At 64.1% G+C, this 24,306-nt stretch carries 26 protein-coding genes and 4 tRNA genes; 7 read left to right on the forward strand and 23 right to left on the reverse strand.

Annotated features, from left to right (window positions below; genetic code table 11):
• Nucleotides 1-29: 29 nt before the first annotated feature.
• Nucleotides 30-926, reverse strand: a complete 897-nt coding sequence (locus tag ACLIIZ_RS11605) for a LysR family transcriptional regulator (protein ID WP_416692285.1) — start codon at nucleotides 924-926, stop codon at nucleotides 30-32.
• 125 nt (nucleotides 927-1,051) lie between these two features.
• Here ACLIIZ_RS11605 and ACLIIZ_RS11610 point away from each other — a divergent pair, with 125 nt between their 5' ends.
• Both ACLIIZ_RS11610 and ACLIIZ_RS11615 read left to right on the forward strand, forming a co-directional pair.
• Entirely contained in the window at nucleotides 1,052-1,420 is a 369-nt protein-coding gene (locus ACLIIZ_RS11610) for a hypothetical protein (RefSeq protein ID WP_416692286.1), read from the forward strand.
• Nucleotides 1,417-2,859: an MFS transporter gene (locus ACLIIZ_RS11615; protein ID WP_416692287.1), complete on the forward strand. Its 1,443-nt coding sequence runs from the start codon at nucleotides 1,417-1,419 to the stop codon at nucleotides 2,857-2,859. Before ACLIIZ_RS11610 ends, ACLIIZ_RS11615 begins: the two co-directional genes overlap by 4 nt.
• A 16-nt stretch (nucleotides 2,860-2,875) precedes the next feature.
• Here ACLIIZ_RS11615 and ACLIIZ_RS11620 read toward each other — a convergent pair whose 3' ends face one another.
• The 5 genes from ACLIIZ_RS11620 to gltX form a co-directional block, all read right to left on the reverse strand.
• On the reverse strand, nucleotides 2,876-3,280 hold the full coding sequence (locus ACLIIZ_RS11620; protein ID WP_416692288.1) for a DUF6538 domain-containing protein: 405 nt from the start codon (nucleotides 3,278-3,280) through the stop codon (nucleotides 2,876-2,878).
• Nucleotides 3,281-3,292: 12 nt separating this feature from the next.
• Nucleotides 3,293-3,369: transfer RNA gene (locus ACLIIZ_RS11625), tRNA-Asp, on the reverse strand.
• Between the two features lie 29 nt (nucleotides 3,370-3,398).
• A tRNA-Glu gene (locus ACLIIZ_RS11630) sits at nucleotides 3,399-3,474 on the reverse strand.
• A 34-nt stretch (nucleotides 3,475-3,508) separates the two neighbouring features.
• Nucleotides 3,509-3,584, reverse strand: a tRNA-Ala gene (locus ACLIIZ_RS11635).
• A gap of 64 nt (nucleotides 3,585-3,648) precedes the next feature.
• Nucleotides 3,649-5,043, reverse strand: coding sequence for a glutamate--tRNA ligase (gltX, locus tag ACLIIZ_RS11640; RefSeq protein WP_416692289.1), 1,395 nt, complete (start codon nucleotides 5,041-5,043; stop codon nucleotides 3,649-3,651).
• A gap of 99 nt (nucleotides 5,044-5,142) precedes the next feature.
• Here gltX and ACLIIZ_RS11645 point away from each other — a divergent pair.
• A tRNA-Val gene (locus tag ACLIIZ_RS11645) sits at nucleotides 5,143-5,217 on the forward strand.
• A gap of 36 nt (nucleotides 5,218-5,253) precedes the next feature.
• Here the strand turns inward: ACLIIZ_RS11645 and ACLIIZ_RS11650 are convergent.
• The 10 genes from ACLIIZ_RS11650 to ACLIIZ_RS11695 form a co-directional block, all read right to left on the reverse strand.
• Nucleotides 5,254-6,540 (reverse strand): ATP-binding protein, encoded by a 1,287-nt coding sequence (locus ACLIIZ_RS11650; RefSeq protein WP_416692291.1) that lies wholly within the window; start codon nucleotides 6,538-6,540, stop codon nucleotides 5,254-5,256.
• Nucleotides 6,541-6,548: 8 nt separating this feature from the next.
• Nucleotides 6,549-7,271: a response regulator gene (locus ACLIIZ_RS11655; RefSeq protein ID WP_416692292.1), complete on the reverse strand. Its 723-nt coding sequence runs from the start codon at nucleotides 7,269-7,271 to the stop codon at nucleotides 6,549-6,551.
• On the reverse strand, nucleotides 7,271-8,596 hold the full coding sequence (locus ACLIIZ_RS11660) for a TolC family outer membrane protein (protein ID WP_416692293.1): 1,326 nt from the start codon (nucleotides 8,594-8,596) through the stop codon (nucleotides 7,271-7,273). The genes ACLIIZ_RS11655 and ACLIIZ_RS11660 overlap by 1 nt, the downstream gene beginning before the upstream one ends.
• Nucleotides 8,593-9,333 (reverse strand): ABC transporter ATP-binding protein, encoded by a 741-nt coding sequence (locus tag ACLIIZ_RS11665; RefSeq protein ID WP_416692294.1) that lies wholly within the window; start codon nucleotides 9,331-9,333, stop codon nucleotides 8,593-8,595. Before ACLIIZ_RS11665 ends, ACLIIZ_RS11660 begins: the two co-directional genes overlap by 4 nt.
• Before the next feature lie 2 nt (nucleotides 9,334-9,335).
• The gene (locus ACLIIZ_RS11670; RefSeq protein WP_416692295.1) at nucleotides 9,336-10,529 is read right to left on the reverse strand and encodes an ABC transporter permease; all 1,194 of its coding nucleotides are present in this window, start codon (nucleotides 10,527-10,529) and stop codon (nucleotides 9,336-9,338) included.
• On the reverse strand, nucleotides 10,526-11,704 hold the full coding sequence (locus ACLIIZ_RS11675; protein WP_416692296.1) for an efflux RND transporter periplasmic adaptor subunit: 1,179 nt from the start codon (nucleotides 11,702-11,704) through the stop codon (nucleotides 10,526-10,528). Before ACLIIZ_RS11675 ends, ACLIIZ_RS11670 begins: the two co-directional genes overlap by 4 nt.
• The gene (locus ACLIIZ_RS11680; RefSeq protein WP_416692297.1) at nucleotides 11,704-12,228 is read right to left on the reverse strand and encodes a cytochrome b; all 525 of its coding nucleotides are present in this window, start codon (nucleotides 12,226-12,228) and stop codon (nucleotides 11,704-11,706) included. Before ACLIIZ_RS11680 ends, ACLIIZ_RS11675 begins: the two co-directional genes overlap by 1 nt.
• A gap of 219 nt (nucleotides 12,229-12,447) precedes the next feature.
• The gene (locus tag ACLIIZ_RS11685) at nucleotides 12,448-13,686 is read right to left on the reverse strand and encodes a type II toxin-antitoxin system HipA family toxin (protein WP_416692298.1); all 1,239 of its coding nucleotides are present in this window, start codon (nucleotides 13,684-13,686) and stop codon (nucleotides 12,448-12,450) included.
• Nucleotides 13,667-13,990 carry a helix-turn-helix domain-containing protein gene (locus tag ACLIIZ_RS11690; RefSeq protein WP_416692315.1) on the reverse strand — a complete coding sequence of 108 codons (324 nt, stop codon included), beginning with the start codon at nucleotides 13,988-13,990 and terminating at the stop codon, nucleotides 13,667-13,669. The genes ACLIIZ_RS11685 and ACLIIZ_RS11690 overlap by 20 nt, the downstream gene beginning before the upstream one ends.
• Before the next feature lie 273 nt (nucleotides 13,991-14,263).
• Entirely contained in the window at nucleotides 14,264-14,548 is a 285-nt protein-coding gene (locus tag ACLIIZ_RS11695) for a hypothetical protein (RefSeq protein WP_416692299.1), read from the reverse strand.
• 64 nt (nucleotides 14,549-14,612) lie between these two features.
• Here ACLIIZ_RS11695 and ACLIIZ_RS11700 point away from each other — a divergent pair, with 64 nt between their 5' ends.
• Nucleotides 14,613-15,137, forward strand: coding sequence for an antibiotic biosynthesis monooxygenase (locus tag ACLIIZ_RS11700; protein ID WP_416692300.1), 525 nt, complete (start codon nucleotides 14,613-14,615; stop codon nucleotides 15,135-15,137).
• A 10-nt stretch (nucleotides 15,138-15,147) separates the two neighbouring features.
• On the opposite strand, the gene ACLIIZ_RS11705 is transcribed toward ACLIIZ_RS11700, so the two are convergent.
• The 7 genes from ACLIIZ_RS11705 to hpaI all read right to left on the reverse strand — a co-directional run bounded on the left by ACLIIZ_RS11705 (nucleotide 15,148) and on the right by hpaI (nucleotide 21,750).
• Nucleotides 15,148-15,585, reverse strand: a complete 438-nt coding sequence (locus ACLIIZ_RS11705; protein ID WP_416692302.1) for a tautomerase family protein — start codon at nucleotides 15,583-15,585, stop codon at nucleotides 15,148-15,150.
• A gap of 15 nt (nucleotides 15,586-15,600) precedes the next feature.
• Entirely contained in the window at nucleotides 15,601-16,365 is a 765-nt protein-coding gene (locus ACLIIZ_RS11710) for an SDR family NAD(P)-dependent oxidoreductase (protein WP_416692303.1), read from the reverse strand.
• Nucleotides 16,362-17,426: a 4-hydroxy-2-oxovalerate aldolase gene (gene dmpG / locus ACLIIZ_RS11715; RefSeq protein WP_416692304.1), complete on the reverse strand. Its 1,065-nt coding sequence runs from the start codon at nucleotides 17,424-17,426 to the stop codon at nucleotides 16,362-16,364. Before dmpG ends, ACLIIZ_RS11710 begins: the two co-directional genes overlap by 4 nt.
• Nucleotides 17,423-18,340: an acetaldehyde dehydrogenase (acetylating) gene (locus ACLIIZ_RS11720; protein WP_416692305.1), complete on the reverse strand. Its 918-nt coding sequence runs from the start codon at nucleotides 18,338-18,340 to the stop codon at nucleotides 17,423-17,425. Before ACLIIZ_RS11720 ends, dmpG begins: the two co-directional genes overlap by 4 nt.
• Before the next feature lie 32 nt (nucleotides 18,341-18,372).
• The gene (locus ACLIIZ_RS11725; RefSeq protein WP_416692306.1) at nucleotides 18,373-19,842 is read right to left on the reverse strand and encodes a 2-hydroxymuconic semialdehyde dehydrogenase; all 1,470 of its coding nucleotides are present in this window, start codon (nucleotides 19,840-19,842) and stop codon (nucleotides 18,373-18,375) included.
• A 105-nt stretch (nucleotides 19,843-19,947) separates the two neighbouring features.
• A complete protein-coding gene (locus tag ACLIIZ_RS11730) occupies nucleotides 19,948-20,883 on the reverse strand; it encodes a catechol 2,3-dioxygenase (protein ID WP_416692307.1) in 936 nt (311 codons plus the stop codon).
• 66 nt (nucleotides 20,884-20,949) lie between these two features.
• Nucleotides 20,950-21,750: a 4-hydroxy-2-oxoheptanedioate aldolase gene (gene hpaI / locus ACLIIZ_RS11735; RefSeq protein ID WP_416692308.1), complete on the reverse strand. Its 801-nt coding sequence runs from the start codon at nucleotides 21,748-21,750 to the stop codon at nucleotides 20,950-20,952.
• 258 nt (nucleotides 21,751-22,008) lie between these two features.
• On the opposite strand from hpaI, the gene ACLIIZ_RS11740 reads away from it, so the two are divergent.
• The 3 genes from ACLIIZ_RS11740 (at nucleotide 22,009) to ACLIIZ_RS11750 (ending at nucleotide 24,161) form a co-directional block, all read left to right on the forward strand.
• The gene (locus ACLIIZ_RS11740; RefSeq protein ID WP_416692309.1) at nucleotides 22,009-22,749 is read left to right on the forward strand and encodes a hypothetical protein; all 741 of its coding nucleotides are present in this window, start codon (nucleotides 22,009-22,011) and stop codon (nucleotides 22,747-22,749) included.
• Between the two features lie 72 nt (nucleotides 22,750-22,821).
• Nucleotides 22,822-23,388, forward strand: coding sequence for a putative metalloprotease CJM1_0395 family protein (locus tag ACLIIZ_RS11745; RefSeq protein ID WP_416692310.1), 567 nt, complete (start codon nucleotides 22,822-22,824; stop codon nucleotides 23,386-23,388).
• 20 nt (nucleotides 23,389-23,408) lie between these two features.
• Nucleotides 23,409-24,161, forward strand: a complete 753-nt coding sequence (locus ACLIIZ_RS11750) for an SIR2 family NAD-dependent protein deacylase (RefSeq protein WP_416692311.1) — start codon at nucleotides 23,409-23,411, stop codon at nucleotides 24,159-24,161.
• Nucleotides 24,162-24,306 lie beyond the last annotated feature (145 nt).

Here is a 24,306-nt window from a genome sequence, read left to right on the forward strand (position 1 = left end):
AGTTGCGCTGCGCGAGCTGGCGGCCGATTTCACCGGGAGAACGCGCAGACATCCAGCATCACCCCGCGCAGCCAGCGATGTGCCGGATCGCCGTGCAGTCTCGGGTGCCAGAACAGTGATACGGTGATCTCGGGCGCAGGAAATGGCAGGTCAAACGAGTACATGCCGTCGCGCAGGTTTCCCGTGTGACGTTCCGGCACGCTGGCGATCAGGTCCGAGGCCCGTGCCAGCGCCACGGCCGTCGAGAAGCCGCCGACGGTGGTGACGACATTGCGGCGCAGACCCAGCGCCGCCAGTGCCTCGTCGACCGGGCCGTGGGGCACGCCGTGCCGCGAGAGGCCGACATGCCGGCCGGCGGCGAATGAGGACGGGGTGATCGGCGTGGCGCAGAGCGCGTGTCCGGCGCGCACCACGCCAATGAAACGGTCGCGGAACAGTGCCTGCATGCGAAGCTCGGGGCCCATGCCGCTGCCGAGGACACCGGTTTCCAGGTCGACCGTGCCGTCGCGCAATGCGCTGCTGTCGCGGTCGATCTTTGGCACGAAGCCCAGGCGGATGCCTGGCGCCGCCGCGGCAACGTGGTTCAGGAGCGTTGGGCCGAAATTTTCGACGAAGCCTTCGCCGGCGCGCAGGGTGAAGCTGCGTTCCAGTGTCGCCAGATCGGGCTTTTCCGCCGGGCGCAGTGCGGCTTCCACGTCCTGCACGAGTTCGCTCACCTTTTCGCGCAACTCCAGCGCGCGTGGCGTGGGCACGAGTCCGCGTCCGGCGCGGACCAGCAGTTGATCGCCGGTCGTCTTGCGCAGGCGCGCCAAGGCACGGCTCATGGCCGAGGGGCTGAGCCGCAGGCGCTTGGCCGCGCGCGCCACGTTGCCTTCGGCCAGCAGCACGTCCAGCGTGAGAAGCAGGTTGAAATCGGGTCGTGACATGCGCGCACCATAGCACGACATCCTCACGCATGGCGTTTCATGCACTTATTCACTGCAACCGATGCGCCTTCGGCCTTATTCGACGCCACACTAGCATTCAGACATCGTGTTCGAGGAGTCGGAAAATGGAAGTGAAGGTCGCGCCCGGTTGGGCAAATCAAGAGGCAGTCGGCGCAGGCTCTGCGTTCGCCGAAATTGCGCTCTCGATGGGGCGAGAGGCATGGATCCAGCGCTACGCTGCAAGCGAGTTCCTGTGGCCTGTTAACGCCAACAGCTTCCTGTTCGCGGACGCCGCAAGCCTGCCGCTCGGGCGGGCGCTGGATCTGGCCTCCAGCGAAGGGGCCAATGCCGTCTGGTTCGCTGAGCGGGTCGTGGCTGCCGTTGGGCGCGAGCTGCTTATCGAGGAAGCGCACCCCGTGGAACGCATTGTCGGCACCGGCGACGGCCCCCGGTTCGCTATCGATTGTCTCGTTGGCGGGCGGGGCCTGTCATGAGCAAGCCTGATCTTACGAATTGCCCAAAGGTTTTGCAGAATGGTGACGTACGCTGGGTGATGGCCAGCCTGTCGTTGCCCATGTTGCTCTCCTCGCTGGGGACTAGCATCGCCAACGTGGCGTTACCGGCGCTGGTGCACTCCTTCGCGGCGTCTTTCCAGGCAGTCCAGTGGGTCGTTCTGGCCTACCTTCTTGCCATCACTAGTACGATCGTCGGCGTCGGGCGCTTGGGTGATGTCATCGGCCGGCGCCGACTGCTGCTTGTCGGGATCGTCGTCTTCTCCGTGGCCTCCGTGCTGTGCGGCGCGGCATCTGGACTGGGGTGGCTGATCGCGGCGCGTGCGCTCCAGGGCATAGGGGCGGCCATCATGATGGCGCTCACAATGGCGTTGGTCGGCGAGGCCGTACCCAAGGAGCGTACCGGCAGCGCCATGGGCCTGCTCGGTACTATGTCCGCGGTGGGCACGGCAGTGGGGCCGACGTTCGGCGGGGTGCTCATCGCTGTTGGCGGCTGGCAGGCGATCTTCCTGATCATGTTCCCGCTCGGCGTTGCGGCGCTGCTCCTGGCGCTGCGCCTCCTGCCCACCGATACCCCCTCGACCGGGGCGCCACGTCCGCCGTTTGACAAGGCTGGCTTAGTCGTCCTGGCCATGGCGCTCGCCGCCTATGCGCTGGCGATGACGCTAGGCAAGGGTCATTTCGGGGTCATCAATGGCGCGCTGCTCCTTGCCTCGATCGGTGGCGGTGCGCTGTTCCTGTGGGTCGAAGCGCGGGCGCCGGCGCCACTTGTACGGCCAGGTTTGTTCCGCCAGGGCACACTTGGCGCCGGGTTCGCGATGAGCGCCCTAGTCACCGCCGTAGTCATGGCAACGCTGGTCGTCGGGCCGTTCTACCTCGCCAGCGTCTTCGCTCTGGAAGCGACTCCGGTCGGCCTGGTGATGTCGACCGGCCCGCTGGTGGCTGCGCTCTCGGGTATGCCCGCCGGCCGTCTGGTGGATCGCTTGGGTGCACAGCGGATGACCATCGCCGGCCTGGCAACGATGGCGCTGGGTGCCGTTACGCTGCCGGCGCTGTCCGCCAGCGTCGGCCTGGCGGGGTATGTCGGCGCGCTGGCCGTGACCACCGCCGGCTATGCGCTGTTCCAGGCGGCGAACAACACTGCGGTGATGACCGGCAGCGGGTCCGAGCAGCGCGGTCTCGTTTCCGGCCTGCTCAATCTCTCGCGCAACCTCGGTCTGATCACTGGCGCGTCCTTGATGGGCGCGGCTTTTGCCTTGGGGGCGGGTACCTCCGATTTCACAGCGCTCGCCCCGCAGATTGCCGCCTCAGGCCTCGCAGCTACCTTTTCCATTGCCGCTGGGTTCATTCTTGCCGCGTTATTGATCGCCGTGCGTTCCAGCGTCGTATTTCGGCATAAAGAGAGCCTGAACACCGACTGACATCCCCAACGAATTGTCAAGGTTCCGCCGGCCGATCAGAAATCGGATCAGATTGGGTTTCGAGTTCTGGCGTGACTTCCGTCAGGGGAACCAGCCGGGTACGGCGAATACCCTCGGAGAAGAAGGGATCGACAGGGAGGTTGTCGAATTGGGCGCGAGCATCACAGACTGCCTTGTCAGCCTCGACGGCAAGCTTCTTGCCAAGGCTGACGGCTGCCGGGTAATTGCGACCCAAAGACTTCTTGATTTCCCGCTTGCCGATGAGCGAACGCAACTCTGGTGGAACGCTTTGGCGGAAATGGTAGGTATGGTTCCTGAGGGGCAGGCAGGTGGCATGTCCAGTCCATTTTGACTGAACTTTGTACCCTGTCTTTGTACCCTTGATTACCGAAGTGACTGATTGCTTAATACAATCAGTCACTTGGGAATAAATTGGCGGAGTGGACGGGGCTCGAACCCGCGACCCCCGGCGTGACAGGCCGGTATTCTAACCAACTGAACTACCACTCCGCACTTGAACCTGTGCTACTGCAAATTCTTGGCGTCCCCACGGGGATTCGAACCCCGGTTACCGCCGTGAAAGGGCGGTGTCCTAGGCCTCTAGACGATGGGGACCCGGACTTTTTTTACTACATTCTTTCGAGCTCTTTGGTGGAGGTAAGCGGGATCGAACCGCTGACCTCTTGCATGCCATGCAAGCGCTCTCCCAGCTGAGCTATACCCCCCTGCTCGAAAGAAGGCCGCATTATAGGGATCGACTTTCCCCTTGTAAAGGGCCTTCGCGAGATTTTAGAGATATTTTTTCAGGGCGGCGGCAACGCGTTCGCGACCGGACAGTTCGATCACCGCGTCGACCGACGGGGTTTGCGTCTGACCGACCAGCAGGGCGCGCAGCGGCATCGCCAGTTTCGGCATCTTGAGCCCGTGCTTGGCGATGGTTTCCTTGATCAGCGCGGCGATGGCCGGGATTTCCCAGGCGACGCCGGCGATGCCGGCGGCGAAGTCGGCCAGCGCCGGGCGCGTTTCGTCGGTGAGATGCTGGGCCAGCAGTTCCGCCGACGGGGTGACCGGGGTGTAGAAGACTTCGACAGCATCGGCCAGGACGTTCAGCGTGTTGCAGCGATCGACGTAGAGCGCCACCGCCTTTTCCAGGCTGGGGCCGTTGTCGGTATCGACGCCGCGTGCCGCCAACCGCGGCTTGACGCGGGCTGCCAGTTCGGTCGCCGGCAGCTGCTTCATGTAGTGCTGGTTCAGCCAGAGCAGCTTTTCGGTGTTGAACTGGGCCGCCGAGGCGGTGATATGGTCGAGGTCGAACCATTCGACGAATTGCTGGCGCGAGAAGACTTCGTCGTCACCGTGCGACCAGCCGAGGCGGGCGAGGTAGTTGATGACCGCTTCCGGCAGGTAGCCATCGTCGTCGTACTGCATCACCGATACCGCGCCGTGGCGCTTCGAGAGCTTGGCGCCGTCGTCGCCGAGGATCATCGACAGGTGGGCGTAGGTCGGCACCTCGCCACCCAGCGCCTTGAGGATGTTGATCTGGCGCGGCGTGTTGTTGACGTGGTCGTCGCCGCGGATGACGTGGGTGATGCCCATGTCCCAGTCGTCTACCACGACGCAGAAGTTGTAGGTCGGCGTACCATCGGCGCGGGCGATGATCAGGTCGTCAAGCTCGCTGTTGGCGAACTCGACCCGGCCCTTGACCGCATCGTCCCAGGCGACGACGCCGTCCTTCGGATTGCGGAAGCGGATCGCCGGCGACACGCCGGCCGGCGGTTGCGGCAGCGTCTTGCCTTCTTCCGGACGCCAGCGCCCATCGTAACGCGGCTTTTCCTTACGGGCTTCCTGTTCGGCGCGCAGCGCATCGAGTTCTTCGCGCGTCGTGTAGCAGTAATAGGCGGTACCGGCCGCCAGCATCTGCTGGATCACTTCCTTGTAACGGTCCATGCGCTGCATCTGGTAGAACGGGCCTTCGTCGTGCCCCAGGTCGAGCCAGGCCATGCCGTCGAGGATGGCCTGAACGGCTTCCGGTGTCGAGCGGGCGACATCGGTATCCTCGATGCGCAAGACGAAAGTGCCGCCGTGGCGGCGGGCATAGGCCCACGAGAAGAGGGCGGTACGGGCGCCGCCGATATGCAGGTAACCGGTGGGGCTGGGGGCGAAACGGGTGCGGACAGGCTTCATGGGAATCGGTTCGATCTGTGTGAAACAAAGTTCGCTATTTTAGCTGAGCGAGGTTTGACCCGCTTCGCGACTTATGGTTAAATTCGCGCCTTCCTCGATGGGCGGTTAGCTCAGCGGTAGAGCACTGCCTTCACACGGCAGGGGTCACTGGTTCGAACCCAGTACCGCCCACCATCGGAGAAACACTTGAAACCCGCTGGTGTGTGGTCTTCAGGAAGGAATCCTCACTTCGACCCGCAGTCCCCCACCGGGGCGATTGCAGAGCACGACCCTACCCCCATGGCCACGCACTACCTGGCGGACGATGGCCAAACCAAGACCGGTCCCGCCGGTTTCGCGGGAGCGGGAGCTCTCGACGCGGTGGAAAGGTTCGAACACCGATTCAAGCTCGGACTCGGGGATGCCGGGGCCATCGTCTTCCACGCCAAGGACGATCTCCGCGCCATTCGTTCCGAGGGCGACGCGGGCATTTCCGCCGTACTTCAAAGCATTGTCGACCAGGTTACGCAATGCCCTTTGCAGTGCTCTGGGGCGCCCATTGAAACGCAGTTGCTCGGGGGCTTCCAGGGAAACCAGGCCGTCATTCGAAAAGTCGTCGGCCACACTTTCCACCAGCGCCACCAGGTCGATGGGCTGAATGGCTTCGTCGACTGCCTTGCCGCGCAGGAAATCCAGGGCGTCATCGATCAACTGCTGCATGTCGTCGACGTCGTGCCGGATGTCCTCGCGCAGGTTCTTGTCGGCCATCATTTCGGCCCGCAGACGTAGTCGCGTGATCGGGGTCTTGAGATCATGGGATACCGCAGCAAGGAAGCGCTCGCGTTCCTCGATGCCCGAGCGGATGCGGGTTTGCATCAGGTTGAAAGCCCGCGCCGACTCCTGCACTTCGCTCGGTCCCTCTTCCGGCAGTGGCGGATGTTTCAGATCCTCAGCCAGGTCGTTGGCGGCGGTAGCCAATCGCGTCAGTGGGCGAACCGTGCTGCGCGCGACAAAGGCAACCAGAACGACGATCGCCAGCAACATCACCCCCAGGTTGATCAGAACATGCCAGGGCTGGGCAAGAATGTCATCGGGTGCGCTGCCGTTGATGCGCAGCCAGCTGCCATCCGAAAGTTGCAGATACATGTCGAAGGCAAAGGCGCCAAAACGCGGCAGGGCCACGGTTCGGACCTCGATGCCGGGGCCCAGTTGCTCGCGCATCCGCTGGGCAAAATCGGTCAGCATCGTCCGGGCCTGACCCGCCTGCGGCGCCGATGCTTCGATACTCAGGGCCAGCCGCGGGGTCGACAAGCGATCGGCCAGCCGCTGACGTACCGCTTCGGGCTCGCCATCGATCGCCCGATGAATGGCGGCAAAGCGCTGGACCATTTCCTGACTGACGATATCGCCCAGCGAACGTTGCCGTTCCCGTAAATGGATGGCGGTTCCGGCCAATTGGGCGAGAACCAGTCCCGCTGTCATCAGCAGGAGCAGACGTCCGAACAGGGAGCGCGGCAAGCAGCACATCAGACGACCTCCACCTGAGCCGCCAGCACATAGCCTTCACCGCGTACCGTCTTGATCAGGGCGGGTTCCTTGCCATCATCCTGCAGGCGCTTGCGCAAGCGTCCGATCAGCACATCGATGCTGCGCTCGAAGGGGAGCGATTCCCGCCCGGCGATCAGTTCAAGAATCTGGTCCCGCGACAGAACACGTTGCGGGTGTTCGAGGAAGACACTCAGCAGCCGGAACTCCGCCCCTGACAACGGGACGACAAGACCGTCCGGGGCAATGGCGTTGCGTGCCGAAACATCCAGAGTCCAGTCGGCAAAACGGTAAGCTGCCGCTTCGCTGGTTTGCAGATTTGGCGGCAGCGAATGCGCGCGCCGCAGGATGCTCTTGACCCGCGCCAGCAGTTCCCGGGGATTGAATGGCTTGCTCAGATAATCATCGGCCCCCATTTCCAGGCCGATGATGCGATCGATTTCCGAACCACGGGCGGTCAGCATCAGGACGGGCAGGTTCGAATGGGTCCGCAGTTCGCGACACAGGCTCAAACCATCTTCGCCGGGCAGCATCAGGTCGAGAATCACCAGATCGATCCGGTGATTCTCCAGAGCCTTGCGCATCGCCTTGCCATCGGCAACGCTGCTTATCCGGTAGCCGGATTGTTCAAGATATTCTTCCAGCAAACGGCGGATTTCGCGGTCGTCATCGACGACCAGCAGGTGCTCGCTACGTACTGTCATCATCGTTTCAGGAGGGTGTTGATCGCCGCCAGGTCTTCCTCAGCGAGAATCCCTGCCGCCTGTTTCAGACGCAGCAACGATAGCATGGTATCCAGACGTGCCTTGACCAGTTTGACCCGAGTATCGAATAGCTGACTCTGGGCGTTCAGGATATCCATGTTGATGCGAATGCCGACCTCGTAGCCAAGCTTGTTCGCATCCAGGGCCAACTGCGAGGAAGTGACCCCGGCCTCGAATGCCTTGATCTGAGCCTGGCCATTGCTGAAGGCAAGATAGGCCTGGCGTGCCGCCAACACCGCCTGGCGACGCGCGTTCTCCAGTTCGGCCCGTGATTTCTCGTGCAGGGCGACCGCCTCCCGGCTTTTTGAAGATACAAACCCGCCGGCAAAAATAGGCAAATTCAACTGCAGCCCGATGGTCGTGGTACGACTATCCAGGCCGCCCGGTGCTGTCGAGCTGAAGCCCGTGGCACTCCGGCCATGACTGGCGACCAGATCGACAGTCGGATAGTGCCCGGCACTCTGCTTTTCCACCTCGCGACGGGCAACCTCCCTTGAGGTTTCGGCAACTTGTACGCCGATGTTTCCGTGCTCGGCCAGACTGGCCCATTGCGCCATGTCATCGGGCACCGGTCGGCCGATGTTGACGTCCTGCTTCAATCCATCGAGTTGTGAGTACGCTTCGCCCGTCAGGGTAAGGAGAAACTGCTGCCTGACCGCCAGGTCGTTGGCGGCGGCGATTTCCTGGGCCACGATCAGGTCGTGACGCGCCTGTGCCTCGTGCGTATCGGTGATGGTGGCAGTGCCGACCTCGAAATTGCGCCTGGCCGATGCCAGTTGTTCGACCGTGGCCAGCTTCAGCGCCTGAACGCTGGCCACGGTTTCCTGCGCCAACAGCACATCGAAATAGGCCTGGGTGACACGCAGCAGCAGTTCCTGCCCGGCTTGCGCAAACCTGGCCTCGGCGTTCGCCACCAGCAGTTCGCCCTGCTGGTAGCCCTGCCAGTTTTGCCAGCGGAACAGCGGTTGGCTCAGGGAAATCGTCCAGCCATTGCTGTTGTATTCGGCATGACTGGCGAGCCCGCCGGCGCGCGGTGTGGATTCCACCCGGTTGCGGGTGGTGCTGGCTGCCAGGCCAATGCTGGGCAGCAGGCCGGCCCGTGCCTGCGGGGCTTTCTCGCGCTCGGCATCGCGCGCGGCGCTGGCCGCCGCATAGCCTGCATCGTAGTTGCGCGCCGCACGGTAAACCTCAAGCAGGTCAGCGGCCTGGGTCAGCGAAACACTGCCCAGCAGGGTAAGTGACAAAACAAGCTTGCGTAGGGTCATGATGTGATTTCCCGGCCTTCACCGGCTTCCTCTTCGGTGCGGCCATCGCGGATGTGATAAATGCGTTTGAAAGTCGGAATGATCTTTTCGTCGTGGGTGACAACGATGATGGCAGCCCCGTAGCGTTGCGCCATGTCGTTGAGTATCCGCATCACTGCCAGCGCCCGAGTCGAATCCAGTGGCGCAGTCGGTTCGTCGGCGAGGATCACTGGCGGGTGATTGACCAGGGAGCGGGCGATTGCCACCCGCTGCTGCTCGCCGCCTGAGAGCATGGAAACGCGGACCCCGACGCGATGGCCGACATCGAGCGCTTCGATCAGCTCACGGGCTCGCTGCCGGGCCTTTTCGTTTGGCTTGCCGGCGAGCATGGGAAGCAGGGCAACGTTGTCGGTCACATCGAGGAAAGGAATCAGGTACGGAGCCTGGAAGATGAAACCGATGCGGTCACGGCGCAGGGCACGCAAGTCATCGATCTGCCAGCCGCCGGCCGGCTCGTCGAAAATGCGCTCGCCACCGAGTTCGATGTGACCGCCGCTCGGTTCTATCACCGCCCCCAGGCATTTGAGCAGGGTGCTCTTGCCCGAGCCACTGGGGCCAACCAGACCGACGACTTCGCCGCGATGGATGGTCATGTCGACACCGCGCAATGCATGCACCGCATTTGCGCCCTGACCGTAGGTCTTGGTCAGGCCACTCAGGCGGATGGCAACTTCCTTGTTTGCTGTCGGATTCAGCATGATCAACCTCCTATGGCATCGGCCGGGTCGATGCGCAGGGCGGCCCGAATCGCCAGGACGCTGGCCAGGGCACAAACCACCAGGGTGACGACCAGGCCGCGCAGGGCATCACCCGATTCAAGCAGGACATGGCGGGGAAAAAAGGGCGCCCACAAGCCCGCCGAAACCTGACCGACGACGTAGCCGATGAGGCCCAGGGCCAGCGCCTGCTGCAGGATCATCGTGGCAATGCTCCGGTCACGCACGCCGATCAGCTTGAGCACGGCGATTTCCCGCTGCTTGTTGATGGTCATGGTGTAAATGATGAAAGCGACAATGGCCGCACTGACGATTGCCAGGATCACCAGGAACATGCCGATCTGCTTGGCGGAGGTGGCAATCAGCTTGGCCACCAGGATCTCTTCCATGTCGGCGCGGGTCCAGGCGGTCAGATGTTTCCAGCGGCCGATCTCGGCTTTGACTTCTTCTGCGGGATAGCCCGGAGCCAGACGCAGCAGCACGGCATTGACGTTGCGGCTGCTGGTTTGCGTAGCCACTACGGCATCGAGCAGGCCCGGCACCCCCGGGCGATTGATGGCCGGATTCGCCGTCGTGCGCGCCCGCTCCGCGATCAGGCTGTCGTTGTCCTTGAGGAACTGGACTTCCTGGGCATCCTTGAGCGGAATGTAGATCATCGGATCGCCAGAAGACGAGGTCGCTCTCCGTGCCAGCCCGACCACCGTGTACTCGTGACGGCGGATGCGCACGACATCGCCAACCAGCAGACCGGCCTTCTCGTCGGCGACGGCTTCGTAATGGCTGCGCAATAGCGGGCGCCCGGCGATCACCTGCGCCGGTTCGCCGAGCGCACCAGGCTCGATGCCGGCCAGCATGACGCGCACATCCTTGCCATTGATCTGCACCTGCATGGTCAGGTAGGCGACGTTGGCCGCCTCGGCGACGCCAACCAGCCCGGCCAGACTGCGGTAAAGGTCGTCACGGATCGACGAAGGCTCGGCCCACGGACCCACCGTATCCTTCTGCACAACCCAGATGTCGGCGCCAGAGGCGGCAATCACGGCGCGGCCGTCGGCAACCATGCCGCGATAGACACCGGCCATGGTCAGGGTGACGCCGATCAACAGCCCGAGGCCGATGCCGGTGAAGATGAAGCGGCCGAGGTGATGGCCGATATCCCGGGCAGCGAGATTGATCACGACTGCGCTCCCCCTGCATCCGTCACGCGTACCCGGTCGCCATCGGCAAGCGGGCGGGCACGGGTGACGATGACGGCCTCACCGCCACGCAAACCTTCGAGCACTTCGATGCCGCTTGCCGCACGCAAACCGGCCCTGATCGGCACAAACTGTGCCTTGCCGTCGATGGCCAGGAAAACACCGCTGCGGCCGTCCTGACGCACCAGCGCAGCCGGCGGCACGGCCAGTGCAGGCGGCCGTGCCGGCATGTTCACCGTGACTTCGGCCATCTCGTTCAAAGTCAATCCCGCCGGCAGGCTGTCGAATGCCACCATGGCAATCCGCTCCTCGGTCACCGCATCCGACAACTGTTCGATGCGCGCGACCTTGCCGGTGAATGTCTCTCCCGGTCGACTACGCAGCACGATGCTGGCCGTCTGGCCGGTTGCCAGCCCGGCGGAACGCCCCTGGTCGATACGTACCCGCAACCAGAAAGAATCCGTTTCGACCATGCGTACTACGGCCTGCCCGGCGACAGCCGTACTGCCCGGCTCGATATCTCGGGCGACGATCAGGCCGGCCACCGGCGCCAGCAGACGCATGTTGCCCAGTTGGCGCACCAATGCCTCAGCCTCTGACCTGGAGCGCTCGCTCTCGGCGCGAGCCGCCGCAACGTTGGCCAGACTGGCCGCCTGGGCAGCGCCAGCGGCACGGAACTCATGGCCTTTGGCGCGTTCCGCCTCGGTACTGACAAAGCCCTGCTCACGCAATGCGGCATAGCGCCGGGCGCTGGCCTCGGCGGTTGCCAGCCGGCTTTCCGCCTCGCGGCCCAGGGCCTCGGCTGCGGCCAGCGCCGAGTCGGCCCTGGCCTGCCCATGACGAGCCGCAGCCAAGCGCGCCTGCAGATCGACAGGGTCGATTTCGGCGAGCACCTGGCCGGCTGCCACCATTTCGCCCTGGTCAACAAGCACGCGGGCGACACGTCCGGCGGTCGTCGGGCCAATCAGGACATTGCGGCGCGCTTCGACGATACCGATGCCAAACAGCGAAGCCTGCAAGCTGACGCGTTCCACAGGCGCCGTCGTCACTTTCGTCATCGGCGCCAGCGGGCTGTTGCGCAGAATCAGAAGGCCCATCCCGGCCAGCACCAGGATGCCGATGGCGATCTTCCATCGCTTGTCGAGATGCAGTTTCATCACTGCCGCCCGATCTTGTTCGAACCGATCCCCATGCGGGCGAGCAGCCCGTCCCTGACGATGAACTGATGGTAAAGGGCGGCCAGAACATGCAGGGCGATCAGGGCCATGGCGGCCCGTGAGGCCAGGCCATGAATCCGGCGCGGTGTGAATTCCTTGAAGTCAGCCGGCAAGGCCGCGCTACCAAACAAGGCGTCCAGCGCGCCACTCTGCAGCATCAGCATGGCGCCGCTGAATACCAGTAGCAGGATGATCAGGTTGAGCGCCATGTGCCCGAGCCGGGCGAACATCTCCCCGTGCACCGCCGGAAGCGCCGGCAGGCGTTTGCGCAGGATGACCCGGGCGATGACCAGAACCCCGGCGAGGACGCCGAGGATCATGTGGAAGCGCAGGTTGCCGATTTTTTCGGCGGTATTGGGTAGGTCGGCCAGCACCAGAGTGCCCGTGACCAAGAGGAAGATGATCAATGCCGCCGCCAGCCAGTGAATGGCAATCTGGGATTTGGCGTAACGAATGGATGACATCGCGAGACTCCCGAAAAGTGAATGTGTGTGCATTCTGGGAGTGCTGCGACTGCCTGTCCCGGCGACTTGGTAACACAGTATGTCAAGCCGCCGGCCTGTCATCCTGGCTTACCAAAAGCGCGGTTCCGGGACACATCTGGCTTACCAACCCACGAAAACGAAAGTTACCAAGTAATGGCATAGCGCGAAATGTGCTGCAGTGATACAGCAATTTCTCGGCTACTCCGCGTAGCTGTAACCCGAGGTCCAAGCCTGGTTCATCTGCACCCACAACTCCCTCGGAACACGCGAATCTTCTTTCGCCCCTGCCATCGTCTGGTGCATAGCATGCGCTATGCGCTGAACCACATGCGCGGGCTGGGCAACACCACATACCCGCCGGCCAAAATCCAGTAACTCTTCAGTTGTTGGATACGCCTTTGTCTGGTGCTTGCCAGAGAAAAGCTTGAGGGCCAGCGTTCGGTCTTCAAGCAGTGGCCCACCCGGTGATTGAGCGTATTTGTAAATGCTCGTTGTCACTACATCGAACATGGGAGCCAGCCACATATCTTCAGGCGAGCGGTAGAGTAAACCGAAATTTTTCAGGTGTGCGTCACCATTTCGCACCATGATGGAAAATGCCACCTGCTCAAAGAATCGATGCAAGTTGTCGCTGTGCAACTGGAATTGGCGCAGCAGTTCTGCGATGCGCTGATAGCTGCCGTGGTACTTGCGGTCTGACAAGATGTCGCGCACCCGCAAGCCGGCTAGGGCCGCAATATCTTCAAAACCCAACCGCTCTACCCGTCCGTTATCATGAACGACCAAGTCAAAGCGGTCCAGTACCAGCATCTGCCCATCCTCGGACAGCGCGAACGACGGCACCTCTATACCCGCCTTATGAGCGGCAGTCAGGCAAAGAAATTCGTTCGCAGCCAGTCCAGGGTAGGCTGCACTCGCAGCCTTCACGATGAGCGAGGGAATTGGCACTGTCGGCCGGTCAGGTACCATGATTTTCGGTTGCATCCCTGCGATGCCTGCCCCTGTACTCAGGTAGGCGGCCACCAGCTCATTGAACACTTCCGGCGTGTAAGCCGTTTCCAGCAATTCGCTTTTGCTCAGGGGGCGCGGCAAAGGTCTTGCAGCTTGGTCGGGCAAGCTGTAACCCAAACGACCAATACCATTACGCCCGACCAGCGCCAACATGTGCATTGGCGTCATGGGTTGCTTTGGAAAGAGTTCCCGAATCCTCATGAACAAGTCACCTTCGGGGAGGTTCTGGTCCATAGGGGGAAACAGGTCTCCATCCTGCCACGTGAGTTGTTCTCGGGGGGGCATGAGCAATGCTACAGTGGCTTGCTCTGGGTCGGGCTGAAGGTAGCGGAACTCGTATGTGGATGTTCGAAGCAGTTGGCCCGCGTCAGCATCGCCAATGGAGACATTTAGCAGTCGAATTTTTTCAGGGAGCATCGTCCTCATCCAAGAATCTGGCGGCAACTTCACTGGCGGATGGCAGGCCCGCACGTTCGATACGAAGCACCAGCCCCAACGCCCCCATGACAGCCAACAACGACGATACTGTGACGTCCTCCCCTGCCTCGAGTCTGTATACGACCTCACGAACTTTGCCCGCTTTATCAGCGAGCGCAGACTTACTCAAGCCCAGCGCCTCGCGCCTTGCTCGCAGTTGGCGTCCCAATTCGTCAGGCAATCGTATACTGTCAGTCATGGCTTGCATTTTAAGAAAAAATCGTACAAATGCAAGCCATAGCTTGCAATGCATTGCTGTTGTAGAGTCAATCCCGCATCGCAGGAAGCCAGGATCCGCCACCTGAGTCAGAAATTAACCTGGGTTCGCCGGGCGCTTATTGCATGTTTGCGGCCTATCCCCAAGTCAATCTTCTGCTGCTTATTTTGTTGACCGGCGAACGGGTTGCAGATGTAACCGAAAGCGTTGTGCCGATCACGGGTACTCCAAGCACGGCGGTTTCTGTCGACAAACGCTACGTCGATCCGCACTGTGAATCCGCTGGGCGTCGTTCAGCATCCTTTGGCGTCAGCGCTTGGCAAACAGGAGGGCATGTACGCCCCCTTGGGCGATTCGATTGTTCGAAAACGTCGAGTTCGATTTGTGTCGTTCCTGGTTTTTCGGATGCCGACTGGTCGCGGCCATCATTTTGTGCTTGAGGCTCGCAAACTCATTGAATTCTTTGGGTGTTTTTTGGCCAGGAATTGCTTTTTTCGGGACAAGAATTGCTAAAAGGCACATCGGCGCAAGGCTCAGCGGGTTTTTTGTTGGTGTTTTTCCGGGGCGCATCCGGAAAAACCGCTGGCTATTCATTGCATGTACTCTATAAAATCTCGATATTAATTATTTTGTCGAGATTGTTATGGGCGACGCAGCGGTGTTTCGTGTTGTACGGCGGCGGGCCAAGGAGGGATGCGCCGAGGCTTACGAGGCGCTGGTCGGCGCGATGTTTGCCGATGCGCGGCATTTCCCGGGTTACGTGTCGGCCGAATTGATTCCGCCGGCTGCCGCGGGGGGCGATTACCAGATCATCCAACGCTTTGCGCAGCAGGCCGATCTGGAGCGCTGGCAGGCGTCGCCGGTACGCGCGCAATGGATGGAACGGCTGGCGGCGGTGGCCGAGGGCGAGCCGGAGTACCGGATGCTGCACGGCCTCGATGCCTGGTTCGGACCGACGCTGGTGCCGGCGCAGCGGATGCCGCGGCGCTGGAAGATGACCTTGCTCAGCTGGTGCGGCATTTTCCCGACGGTGGCGTTCTTGCTCGCCTTTGTCGCGCCATTGCTCGCCGGCCTGCCTTTCCTGTTGCGCACGGCGGTGGTGACGGCGCTGGTCGCCGTCATCATGTCCTACCTCGTCATGCCGCGTCTGACCCGTCTGGCGGCCGACTGGCTGCGTCGCTGAGGCGACGGGTTCAGCCGGTGGCCGGCTGACGGGCGGCAAGTTCGGCAGCCCGGCGGATGCTGGCCGGGACGCCGCCGATGCCCCAGCGGTCGGGATGGGCTTGGGCGATGTAGACGCGGATGCGCTGCGCATCGACGTCGAGCAGGCGGGCGGTGATGGCGGTCAGTTCGGCGATCACCCGGTGCAGTTGCTCGGTCGTCCGGCCTTCCATCAGGACCATGCGGATGAAGGGCATCTCGGCGTCGTGGCGCGGCGTTTGCGCCAGCACTTCGTCTGCCGGCAGGCCGTTGATGCCCCAGAGTTCGGGATCGATTTCGGTGACCCAGACTTCCAGTCGATCTTTCGGGGCGGCGAGGATTTCCGACAGTGCGTTCGAGGTTTCGCGGATCCACTGCTTGAGGTTTTCGCGCGGATGGCCGGCGAGGGCGTGCAGGTTGGCGACGGGCATGTTTTTCTCCGTTGATCAAGGTAGACCGCGGCGGCGGCCGGCGTCGAGCATCAGGCTGGAACCGGTCATCGCATCGGCTTCCGGGGCGAGCAGCAGGGTCACCGCCCAGGCGATCTGTTCCGGTGTGCTGAGGATGCCGAGCGAAGATTCGGCGCGCATTTCGTCGAGCACGTCGTCGGTGCTGCAGCCGCGCTGTTCGGCGCGGCTGGCGGCGACCCGGCGCAGGCGCTCGGTGTCGGCCGGGCCGGGGACGATGGTGTGGGCGGTGATGCCGCGCTGTCCGTAGGCCATGCTCAACTGGCGCACGACGTTGAGCAGAGCGGCGTTGGCGACGCCGGCGGCGGCCGCGTAGGCAGTCGGTTCCAGCCCGTAGTGGCCGCCGATGGCGACGATGCGCGAGCCAGCCGTCAGTTGGGCCTCGGCCGCCCGCACCAGGCGCAGCAGCCCGCCGACCTTGATGTTGACCGCATCGACCATCGATTCGGTCGGCGCCGTCAGGATGCCGCCCGCTACCGCGACCCCCGGACCATGCACGACCATGCGCAGCGGCTTGTCGATGGCGGTGGCGATGGCGGCGATCGCCGAGTCGTTGCCGATGTCGGCGGCACAGGCACGCACGCCGGGGTATTGCGCCGTCAGCGCCTGCAGGCTGGCGGCCGAGCGGGCGACAGCGATGACGCCGAGGCCGGCGTCGAGCAGGCGTTGGGTGATCGCCGTGCCAAAGGCGCCGGTGGCGCCGACCAGGATGGCGCAGGCTTCGCGTTCGGCGTAGGGCTTCATGGCGCGACTCCCGCTGCGGCGTCCTGGAGCAGGCCGCGTTCCTTGGCCATCGTCATCGCGGTGTCGGTGATCATGTCTTCCTGGCCGCCGATCATCTTCTTGCGGCCGAGTTCGACCAGGATGTCGCGCGCCGGGATGCCGAAGCGCTCGGCCGCCCGGTTGGCGTGCAGCAGAAAGGTCGAATAGACGCCGGCAAAACCGAGCGTCAGCGACGAGCGGTCGACGCGGACGATGTGGTCCATCAGCGGGAAGATGATGTCTTCGGCCATGTCCATCAGCTTGAACAGGTCGCAGCCGGTCTCGATGCCCATCCGTTCGCAGACGGCGACGAAGGCTTCGAGCGGTGTGTTGCCGGCGCCGGCGCCCAGGCCGCCGACCGAGGCGTCGATGCGGCTGGCGCCGGCCTCGATGGCGGCGATCGAGTTGGCGATGCCCATGCCCATGTTGTGGTGGCCGTGGAAGCCGATCTCGGTTTCCGGTCTGAGCACATCGCGCAGCGCGGAGACGCGCGCCTTGACGTCGGCCGGCAGCATGTAGCCGGCGGAGTCGGTGATGTAAACCGTCTGCGCGCCGTAGGATTCCATCAGCTTGCCTTGCTGGGCGAGCCCCTCCGGCGTGTTCAGGTGGGCCATCATCAGGAAGCCGGTGCTGTCCATGCCCAGCTTGCGGGCGTAGGCGATGTGCTGCGGCGAGGTGTCGGCTTCGGTGCAGTGGGTGGCGACATGCACGCTGCGCGCGCCGCAGTCGTAGGCCGACTGCAATTCGCGCATGGTGCCCAGCCCGGGCAGCAGCAGGACCGAGACCTTGCTGCGCTTGACCGCGCTGCACACGGCGCTCAGGTATTCCTCGTTGCTGTGCGGCGCAAAACCGTGTTGCAGCGAATTGCCACCGAGCCCGGCGCCATGCGTGACCTGGATGTACGGCACGCCGGCGTCGTCGAGCGCGCTGGCGATCTGGACCATCTGCGCGACCGACATCTGCTCGCGCTTGGCGTGCATGCCGTCGCGCAGGCACATGTCGTGGACGATGACCTGGCGGCCCTTGAGATCAATTTCGCTCATGCTGCAACCTCCACGGGTTTGAGCTGGATGCTGCCGGCGAGGATTTCCTCGGCGAACATTTCGGCGGTGCGCGTCGCCGCCGCCGTCATGATGTCCAGGTTGCCGGCGTACTTGGGCAGGTAGTCGCCGAGACCGGCCACTTCCATGAAGACGGTGACGCGCTTGCCGTCGAACAGCGGGCCGTTGACCAGGCGGTAGCCGGGCACGTACTTCTGCACTTCCTTGATCATCGCCAGCACCGATTCGGTGATGCGCGCTTCGTCCGGCGTCTCGTCGGTCAGGCAGGAAATGGTGTTGCGCATCAGCATCGGCGGTTCGGCCGGGTTGATGATGGCCAGCGCCTTGCCCTTGCGGGCGCCGCCGACGACTTCGATGGCGTTCGACGTGGTGTAGGTGAATTCGTCGAGGTTGGCGCGGGTGCCTGGGCCGATCGACTTCGACGCCAGGCTGGCGACGATCTCGCCGTAGGCCACCGCCTGGATGCGCGACACGGCATGGACGATGGGGATCGTCGCCTGGCCGGCGCAGGAGATCATGTTGACGTTCATCTCGACCTTTTCCGCGTGTTCGCGCAGGTTGACCGGCGGCACGCAGAGCGGGCCGATGGCGGCCGGCGTCAGGTCGATCATCATGACGCCCAGCTCGTTCAGCTTGCGCGAGTTCTCGGCGTGGACGTAGGCCGAAGTGGCGTCGAAGGCGATCTGGATGTTGTCTTCCCGCACGTAGGGCAGCAGGCCGTCGACACCGGCGGCGGTGGTTTTCAGGCCCATCGCGCGGGCGCGGGCGAGACCTTCCGATTCGGGGTCGATGCCGACCATCCACACCGGTTCGAGGACCGGGCTGCGCTGGATCTTGTAGATCAGGTCGGTGCCGATGTTGCCGGAGCCGATCAGCGCACAGCGTATTTTTTTCATGTGAGCCTCTTTGGGGTTGGGGGCTGAGGGAATCAGAGCTTGATGCAGACGTTGCGGGTTTCGGTGTAGAACTCGAGCGAATGGACGCCGCCCTCGCGGCCGATGCCGGATTGTTTGGAACCGCCGAAGGGCGTGCGCAAGTCGCGCAGGAACCAGCTATTCACCCAGGTGACGCCGACCTCGACGCGCTCGGCGACGCGATGGGCGCGTGACAGATTCTCGGTCCAGATTGTTGTCGCCAGGCCGTAGTCGTTGGCGTTGGCGAGGTTGATCACTTCGTCCTCGCTGTCGAACGGGCAGACATGGCAGCACGGCCCGAAGATTTCCTCGCGGACGACCGCCGCAGTTTCCGGCAGGCCGGTCCAGATGGTCGGCTGCACCCAGCTGCCGCCGGCCAGTTCGGCCGGCATCTCGGGCACGCCGCCGCCGGTGACCAGCGTGGCGCCTTCGTCGATCGCCTTCTTGTAGTAGGAGAGCACCTTGTCGCGGTGCTCCTGGCTGATCAGCGGGCCGTAGGTGCTGGCGTGGTCTTCCGGCCGGCCGTAGCGGACGCTCTCGACCTTGGCTTTCAGCGCGGCGACGAAGCGTTCAAAAATCGGCCGCTCGACATAGACGCGCTCGGTGCCCAGGCAGACCTGCCCGGTATTGAGGAAGGCGGAGCGGAAGATGCCGTCGACCGCCGCGTCGAAATTGCAGTCGGCGAAGACGATGCCGGCATTCTTGCCGCCCAGCTCGAAGGAGACGTCGCGCATGCCTTCGGCGGCGGCCTTCATGATCGCCGTGCCGGTGCGCGTTTCGCCGGTGAAGGTGATGGCATCGACGCCCGGGTGCTGGGTCAGGTAGGCGCCGGCCGAATCCGGGCCGAAGCCGTTGATCACGTTATAGACGCCCTTGGGAATGCCGACCGCGTTCATTACCTCGCCGAGCAGCGTCGCGGTCAGCGGCGTTTCCTCGGATGGCTTGACCACCACGGTGTTGCCGCAGGCCAGCGCCGGCCCGACCTTCCACGTCATCAAGAGGAAGGGCGCGTTCCACGGCGAGATGACGCCGATCACGCCCTTCGGGTTGCGGATCGCGTAGTTCAGCGCGCCCTTGCCGTCCGGCGTCGCCATGCGGAAGGATTCGGCGGCGACGTTCTTGATCACGTCAGCGAAGACCTTGAAGTTGGCGGCGCCGCGCGGAATGAAAACCTGCGTCATGACGTGCGCCGGCTGGCCGGTGTCGGCCATTTCGGCGGCAACGAAATCGTCGAAGCGGCGGGTGATCTCGTTGGCGACGCCATAGAGCAGGTCCACACGCTGGTCGGTGGTCAGCTTGCCCCATTCGCCTTTCAATGCGCTGCGGGCGGCGGTCACGGCGGCATCGACCTCGGCCTGGCCGGCTTCGGCAATGTGGGCGATGACGCGGCCGTCGACCGGCGAACGCTTGTCGAAATAGCGGGCGGCGGGTGGCGCGGTGAATTCGCCGTTGATGAAATGGTGGATGCGTTGGACTTGGCTCATGGCAAGACTCGTGGTTTTGGCGTGCAAGAGGCCGGCGCAGTCCTCGACTGCGCGCTGGCGGCTGGCGGGGCAGGCCGGGCGGCGGGTGCCGCCCGGCCGCGACGATCAGGTCACGACGGTGAGGAAGGTCTCGTGCAGCTTGCGCTGCGGGTAATCGAGGCCGCCGCCAGCGCCCAGACCGTCGAAGGTCCAGGTGGTCGGCTCGTAGTCGGGGTAGGGCTGGTAGCCGCCCATGAAGGTCTCGAAGCGGTTGCCCGACGGGTCCCAGGCGTAGATCGTGCAGCCGCGCGTGATGCCGTGGCGGGTCGGGCCGATGTCGATGGGCACGTTGTTCATCGACAGGATGTCGCTGGCGCGCAGGACTTCCTCCCAGGAATCGAGCAGGAAGGAAAGGTGGTGCAGCTTGCCCGGCTCCGGGTGCTCGACGAAGGCGATGTCGTGCACCTTGTGCGAGCAGGACAGCCAGATCGCGGCGCTGTTCTCGTTGTCCGGCGCCAGCACGTGCTCGACCAGATAGAAGCCGAGCACTTCGGTAAACAGTTTCTTGACGGCAGCCACGTTGGGACCGTAGAGCAGGCAGTGGTCGAGGCGCACCGGCGCGATGCCGTTTTCCGAGGCCTTGGTCCACGGCGCCGGGTTCTGTACCTGCAGACCGTTGCCGACCGCCTGCTTTTCGGCGTAAAGCTCGATCAGGTGGCCGGAGGGAATCTCGAAACGGACGCGCTCGCCGGTGGCCAGCATTTCGCCGGCCGGGATGCGCTCGGTGTTCACCCCGTAGGCGCGCAGGTCGGACTCCAATTTGTCCAGCGTCGCCTTGTCGAGCACCTTGAAACCGAAGAAATCGATGCCGGCGCGGTCGGCCTGGCGCAGCACGACGCTGTGGTGGTCGCGCTCGTCCCAGCATTTCAGATAGACGCGACCCTGGGCGTCGCGGCCGGTTTCGACCAGTCCCATGATGTCGCGGTAGTGATGCACGGCCTCGTCGAGGTCGAGCACCCGGATCGCCCCGTGTCCGGGGCGTAGAACGCCTGTCATTGCCATTGTCTTCCTCCTTTGTCTGTGAAATGGGGCCATTCATCGATGGCTTGTTCCCTGGTCCTTCGTGGTTCAGTACGCCCCGGGCGGGCCGGCGGCGGCCGCCCCGGGTTTGTAGCTCTTGCACAAGGCCGAGGTCGCCGCGCTGAGCAGCAGGGCATCGACGCCGACGGCGACGAAACTGGCGCCGGCCGCCATGTAGCGTTCGTTCAACGCGCGGTCGCTGCACAGCACGCCGCCCGCCTTGCCGGCGGCGCGCGTGCGCAGCAGGCCGTCCTCGATGGCGGCGACGATTTCCGGATGGGTGGATTGGCCGAGATAGCCGTAGGAGGCGGCGAGGTCGGCGGCGCCGAAGAAGACGCCATCGACGCCGTCCACTTCCAGGATGGCGTCGAGGTTGCGGTAGCCGGTCTGCGTCTCGACCTGCACCAGCAGGCACATCTGGGCGTCGGCCAATTGCGCGTAGTTGTCGATCCGGCCCCAGCGCGAGGCACGGGCCAGGGCGCTGCCGACACCGCGGATGCCGGCCGGCGGATAACGCATCGCATCGACCAGGCCACGCGCTTGTTCGGCCGTATCGACCATCGGAATGAGCAGCGTCTGGACGCCGGTTTCCAGCAACTGCTTGATCAGCACGTGATCGCCCTGCGGCGGGCGCACCACCGCCTGCGTCGGGTAGGGCGCCAGCGCCTGCAGTTGCGCCAGGATGCTGCGCAGGTCGTTGGGACCGTGTTCGGCGTCGATCAGCAACCAGTCGAAGCCGGCGCCGGCGCTGATTTCGGCGCTGAAGGTCTCGCCCAGGCCAAGCCACAGGCCGATCTGTCGGCGACCGGCGCGCAGTGCCTGCTTGAACTGGTTGAGGGGAATGTCCATTGCGATTTGCCTTGAATTGATTGCCCCGGCGCCCTTGAGGGCGGGCGCGGGTCCGTGCAATCAATTAAACGCGAGGCGCGACATACCGTCCAATACCGTTGCTGTCTTGGTTTGATACGGATGTGGTATGGCCGCGCAGTCTCGCGCGCGGCCTGGAACATTTCACCGCCGGCGGCGCGACTATAATCCATGTATCCGTGGGCCCCAACGCCGCCTTGCCGGAGCGGGTTGCCCCATACGACCGATACGGAGCGACCGATGCTGCGCGAACCTCGCCTCTGCCTGCTGCTTTCCCTCCTGCTCGTCAGTCCGCTGGCTGTCGCCCAGGCCTACAAATGCCGCACGCCCGACGGCCGCACGGTGTTCTACGAGCGCCCCTGCGAAGGCGCCGAGCGCACATTGAAGGCGGTGCCCGGCGAAGCGATCAGCGAGGAGCGCCAGGCCGAGGCGCGCGCGGCGCACCAGCGGCGTCAGCTCGAGTTGCAGCGCCTCGAGGAAGAAGCCGCTGCCACCAAGCCGCCAGCGGCGGCGAACGCCTTGCCGTCGGCAACGGCGGACGGGGCGAGTCCGGAACAGCGCAAGGAATGCGGCGATCTTGCCCGCAACGCCCGCCTGACGGCGGCGCAACAGGCCGCGCTGGGGGAAATCTGCGCCCGGCCGCCGCGCGATGCTGGTGGTTTCGCGTCCTGTCGCAAGCAGATTCTCGACACCATCGACGCCGACCGCAACGCGTTGATTGCCTCGACCTGCACCGGCGATCCCGAAGCCGGGCAACGCGTGCTGGCGGCGGCTCGACCGGCGGTGCGGCACAGCCCGCGTCCGTTGATCGTTTCGCCGCCGCCGCATCGGCCGTCGCCCAACCCCCAGAATCCGCGCGACTGCAGCAAGGGCGGTTGCGCCGAGGCACCGGTCAAGCCGGCCGCGGCGCCGGCAATCAATCTCGGCGCGGGTGGGGGCAAGAACTGCCGCATGCAGGGCAACCAGATTCTCTGCAACTGAACCAAAGCTTTGTTTTTGCCCGGGGCTGGCCTATCATGAAAACAGCCAGTTGTATTCCATCGTATTGATTTCATGATGATTTCCGGGGTCTCTTCCGCGGTTTCGAGTTATCCGACCTACGGCGAACGCCCAGGCCGGGAAGAGGCGCGGGCGATCGGCAAGGCACAGGCCGACGAAGCGGTCGGCCAGTTAAACGCCGAAGAACTGGCCTTGGTCGATGAACTGAAGCAGACCGACCGCAAGGTCCGCCAGCACGAAATGGCGCACATGGCGGCCGGCGGCGGGATGATTACCTCAGGCGCCAGCTACACCTACGAACGCGGGCCCGACGGCCAGAGCTACGCGGTCGCCGGCGAAGTCGGCATCGACACTTCGCCGGGCAAGACGCCGCAGGAAACCATCGAGCGGGCGCGGCGCATCCGCGCCGCGGCGATGGCGCCGGCCGATCCCTCCGGGCAGGACCGGGCAGTGGCGGCGCAGGCCGCGCAGATGGAGCAGCAGGCGCGGGCAGAGCTGGCGCAGCAGCAGTTTTCCGGCAACGAGAATGGCGAGCCGGACAGCCAGCGGCAGCGCCTGCAGGCGGCTTACGGCGATCCGTCATCGACAGACCGCGGGCCGCGGCTGGATACTTACGCCTGAATCGCTTTCAGGGAGTTGTCATGATCGAAGCAATCGCCGACCAGCTGGCGCGGGCGCGGCGCGTCCTGTTCATCACCGGCGCCGGCATTTCCGCCGATTCCGGCCTGCCCACCTATCGCGGCACCGGCGGCCTCTACGACGGTCGCCACACCGAGGAAGGGATATCGATCGAGCGCGCGCTGTCCGGGCCGATGTTCCGCAGCCGCCCGGAAATCACCTGGAAATACCTGGCGCAGATCGAGGAAACCTGTCGCGGCGCGCAGCCGAACGCGGCGCACGCCGCCATCGTCTACCTCGAACGCCGTCTGCCCTACGTGCTGACCTTGACCCAGAACGTCGACGGGCTGCACCGGGCGGCGGGCAGCCGGGAGGTGATCGAGATTCACGGTGGTCTGCACGAACTGTATTGCCCGCGCTGCGGCTACGCCGAGGCGGTCGAGACGCTGGCCGGTCGCCAGTTGCCGCCGCCCTGTCCGGATTGCGGGGCGATCCTGCGCCCGGCCGTGGTGCTGTTCGACGAGGCCCTGCCGGTGGCCGCGCTGGAACGGCTCGATACGGCGCTCGACGAGGGCTTCGACATGGTATTCACGATCGGCACCTCGGCGACCTTCCCCTACATCGTGCAGCCGGTGGTGATGGCGCTGCAGGACGGTGTGCCGACCGTCGAGATCAACCCGACGCGCACGCCGCTGAGCGAGCACGTCGATTTCTACCTGCCGCTGGGCGCCGCGGCGGCGATGTCGGCGATCGTCGACGCCTACGAGCGGACATGAAAAAAGCGCCCGGCGGGCTAATGCCGTTCAGTTAGCGCTGAACGGCATTTTCTTTTTTGCGCAAGCGCTTGTAAACATTAGAGAAGGCTGTTAACTTCCGGCTCGATGCTTTCGAGCCAACTTCACGCGACGACAGAGGTTCTGC

Source organism: Azonexus caeni (genome assembly GCF_048146105.1).
GTDB lineage: Bacteria > Pseudomonadota > Gammaproteobacteria > Burkholderiales > Rhodocyclaceae > Azonexus > Azonexus aromaticus_B.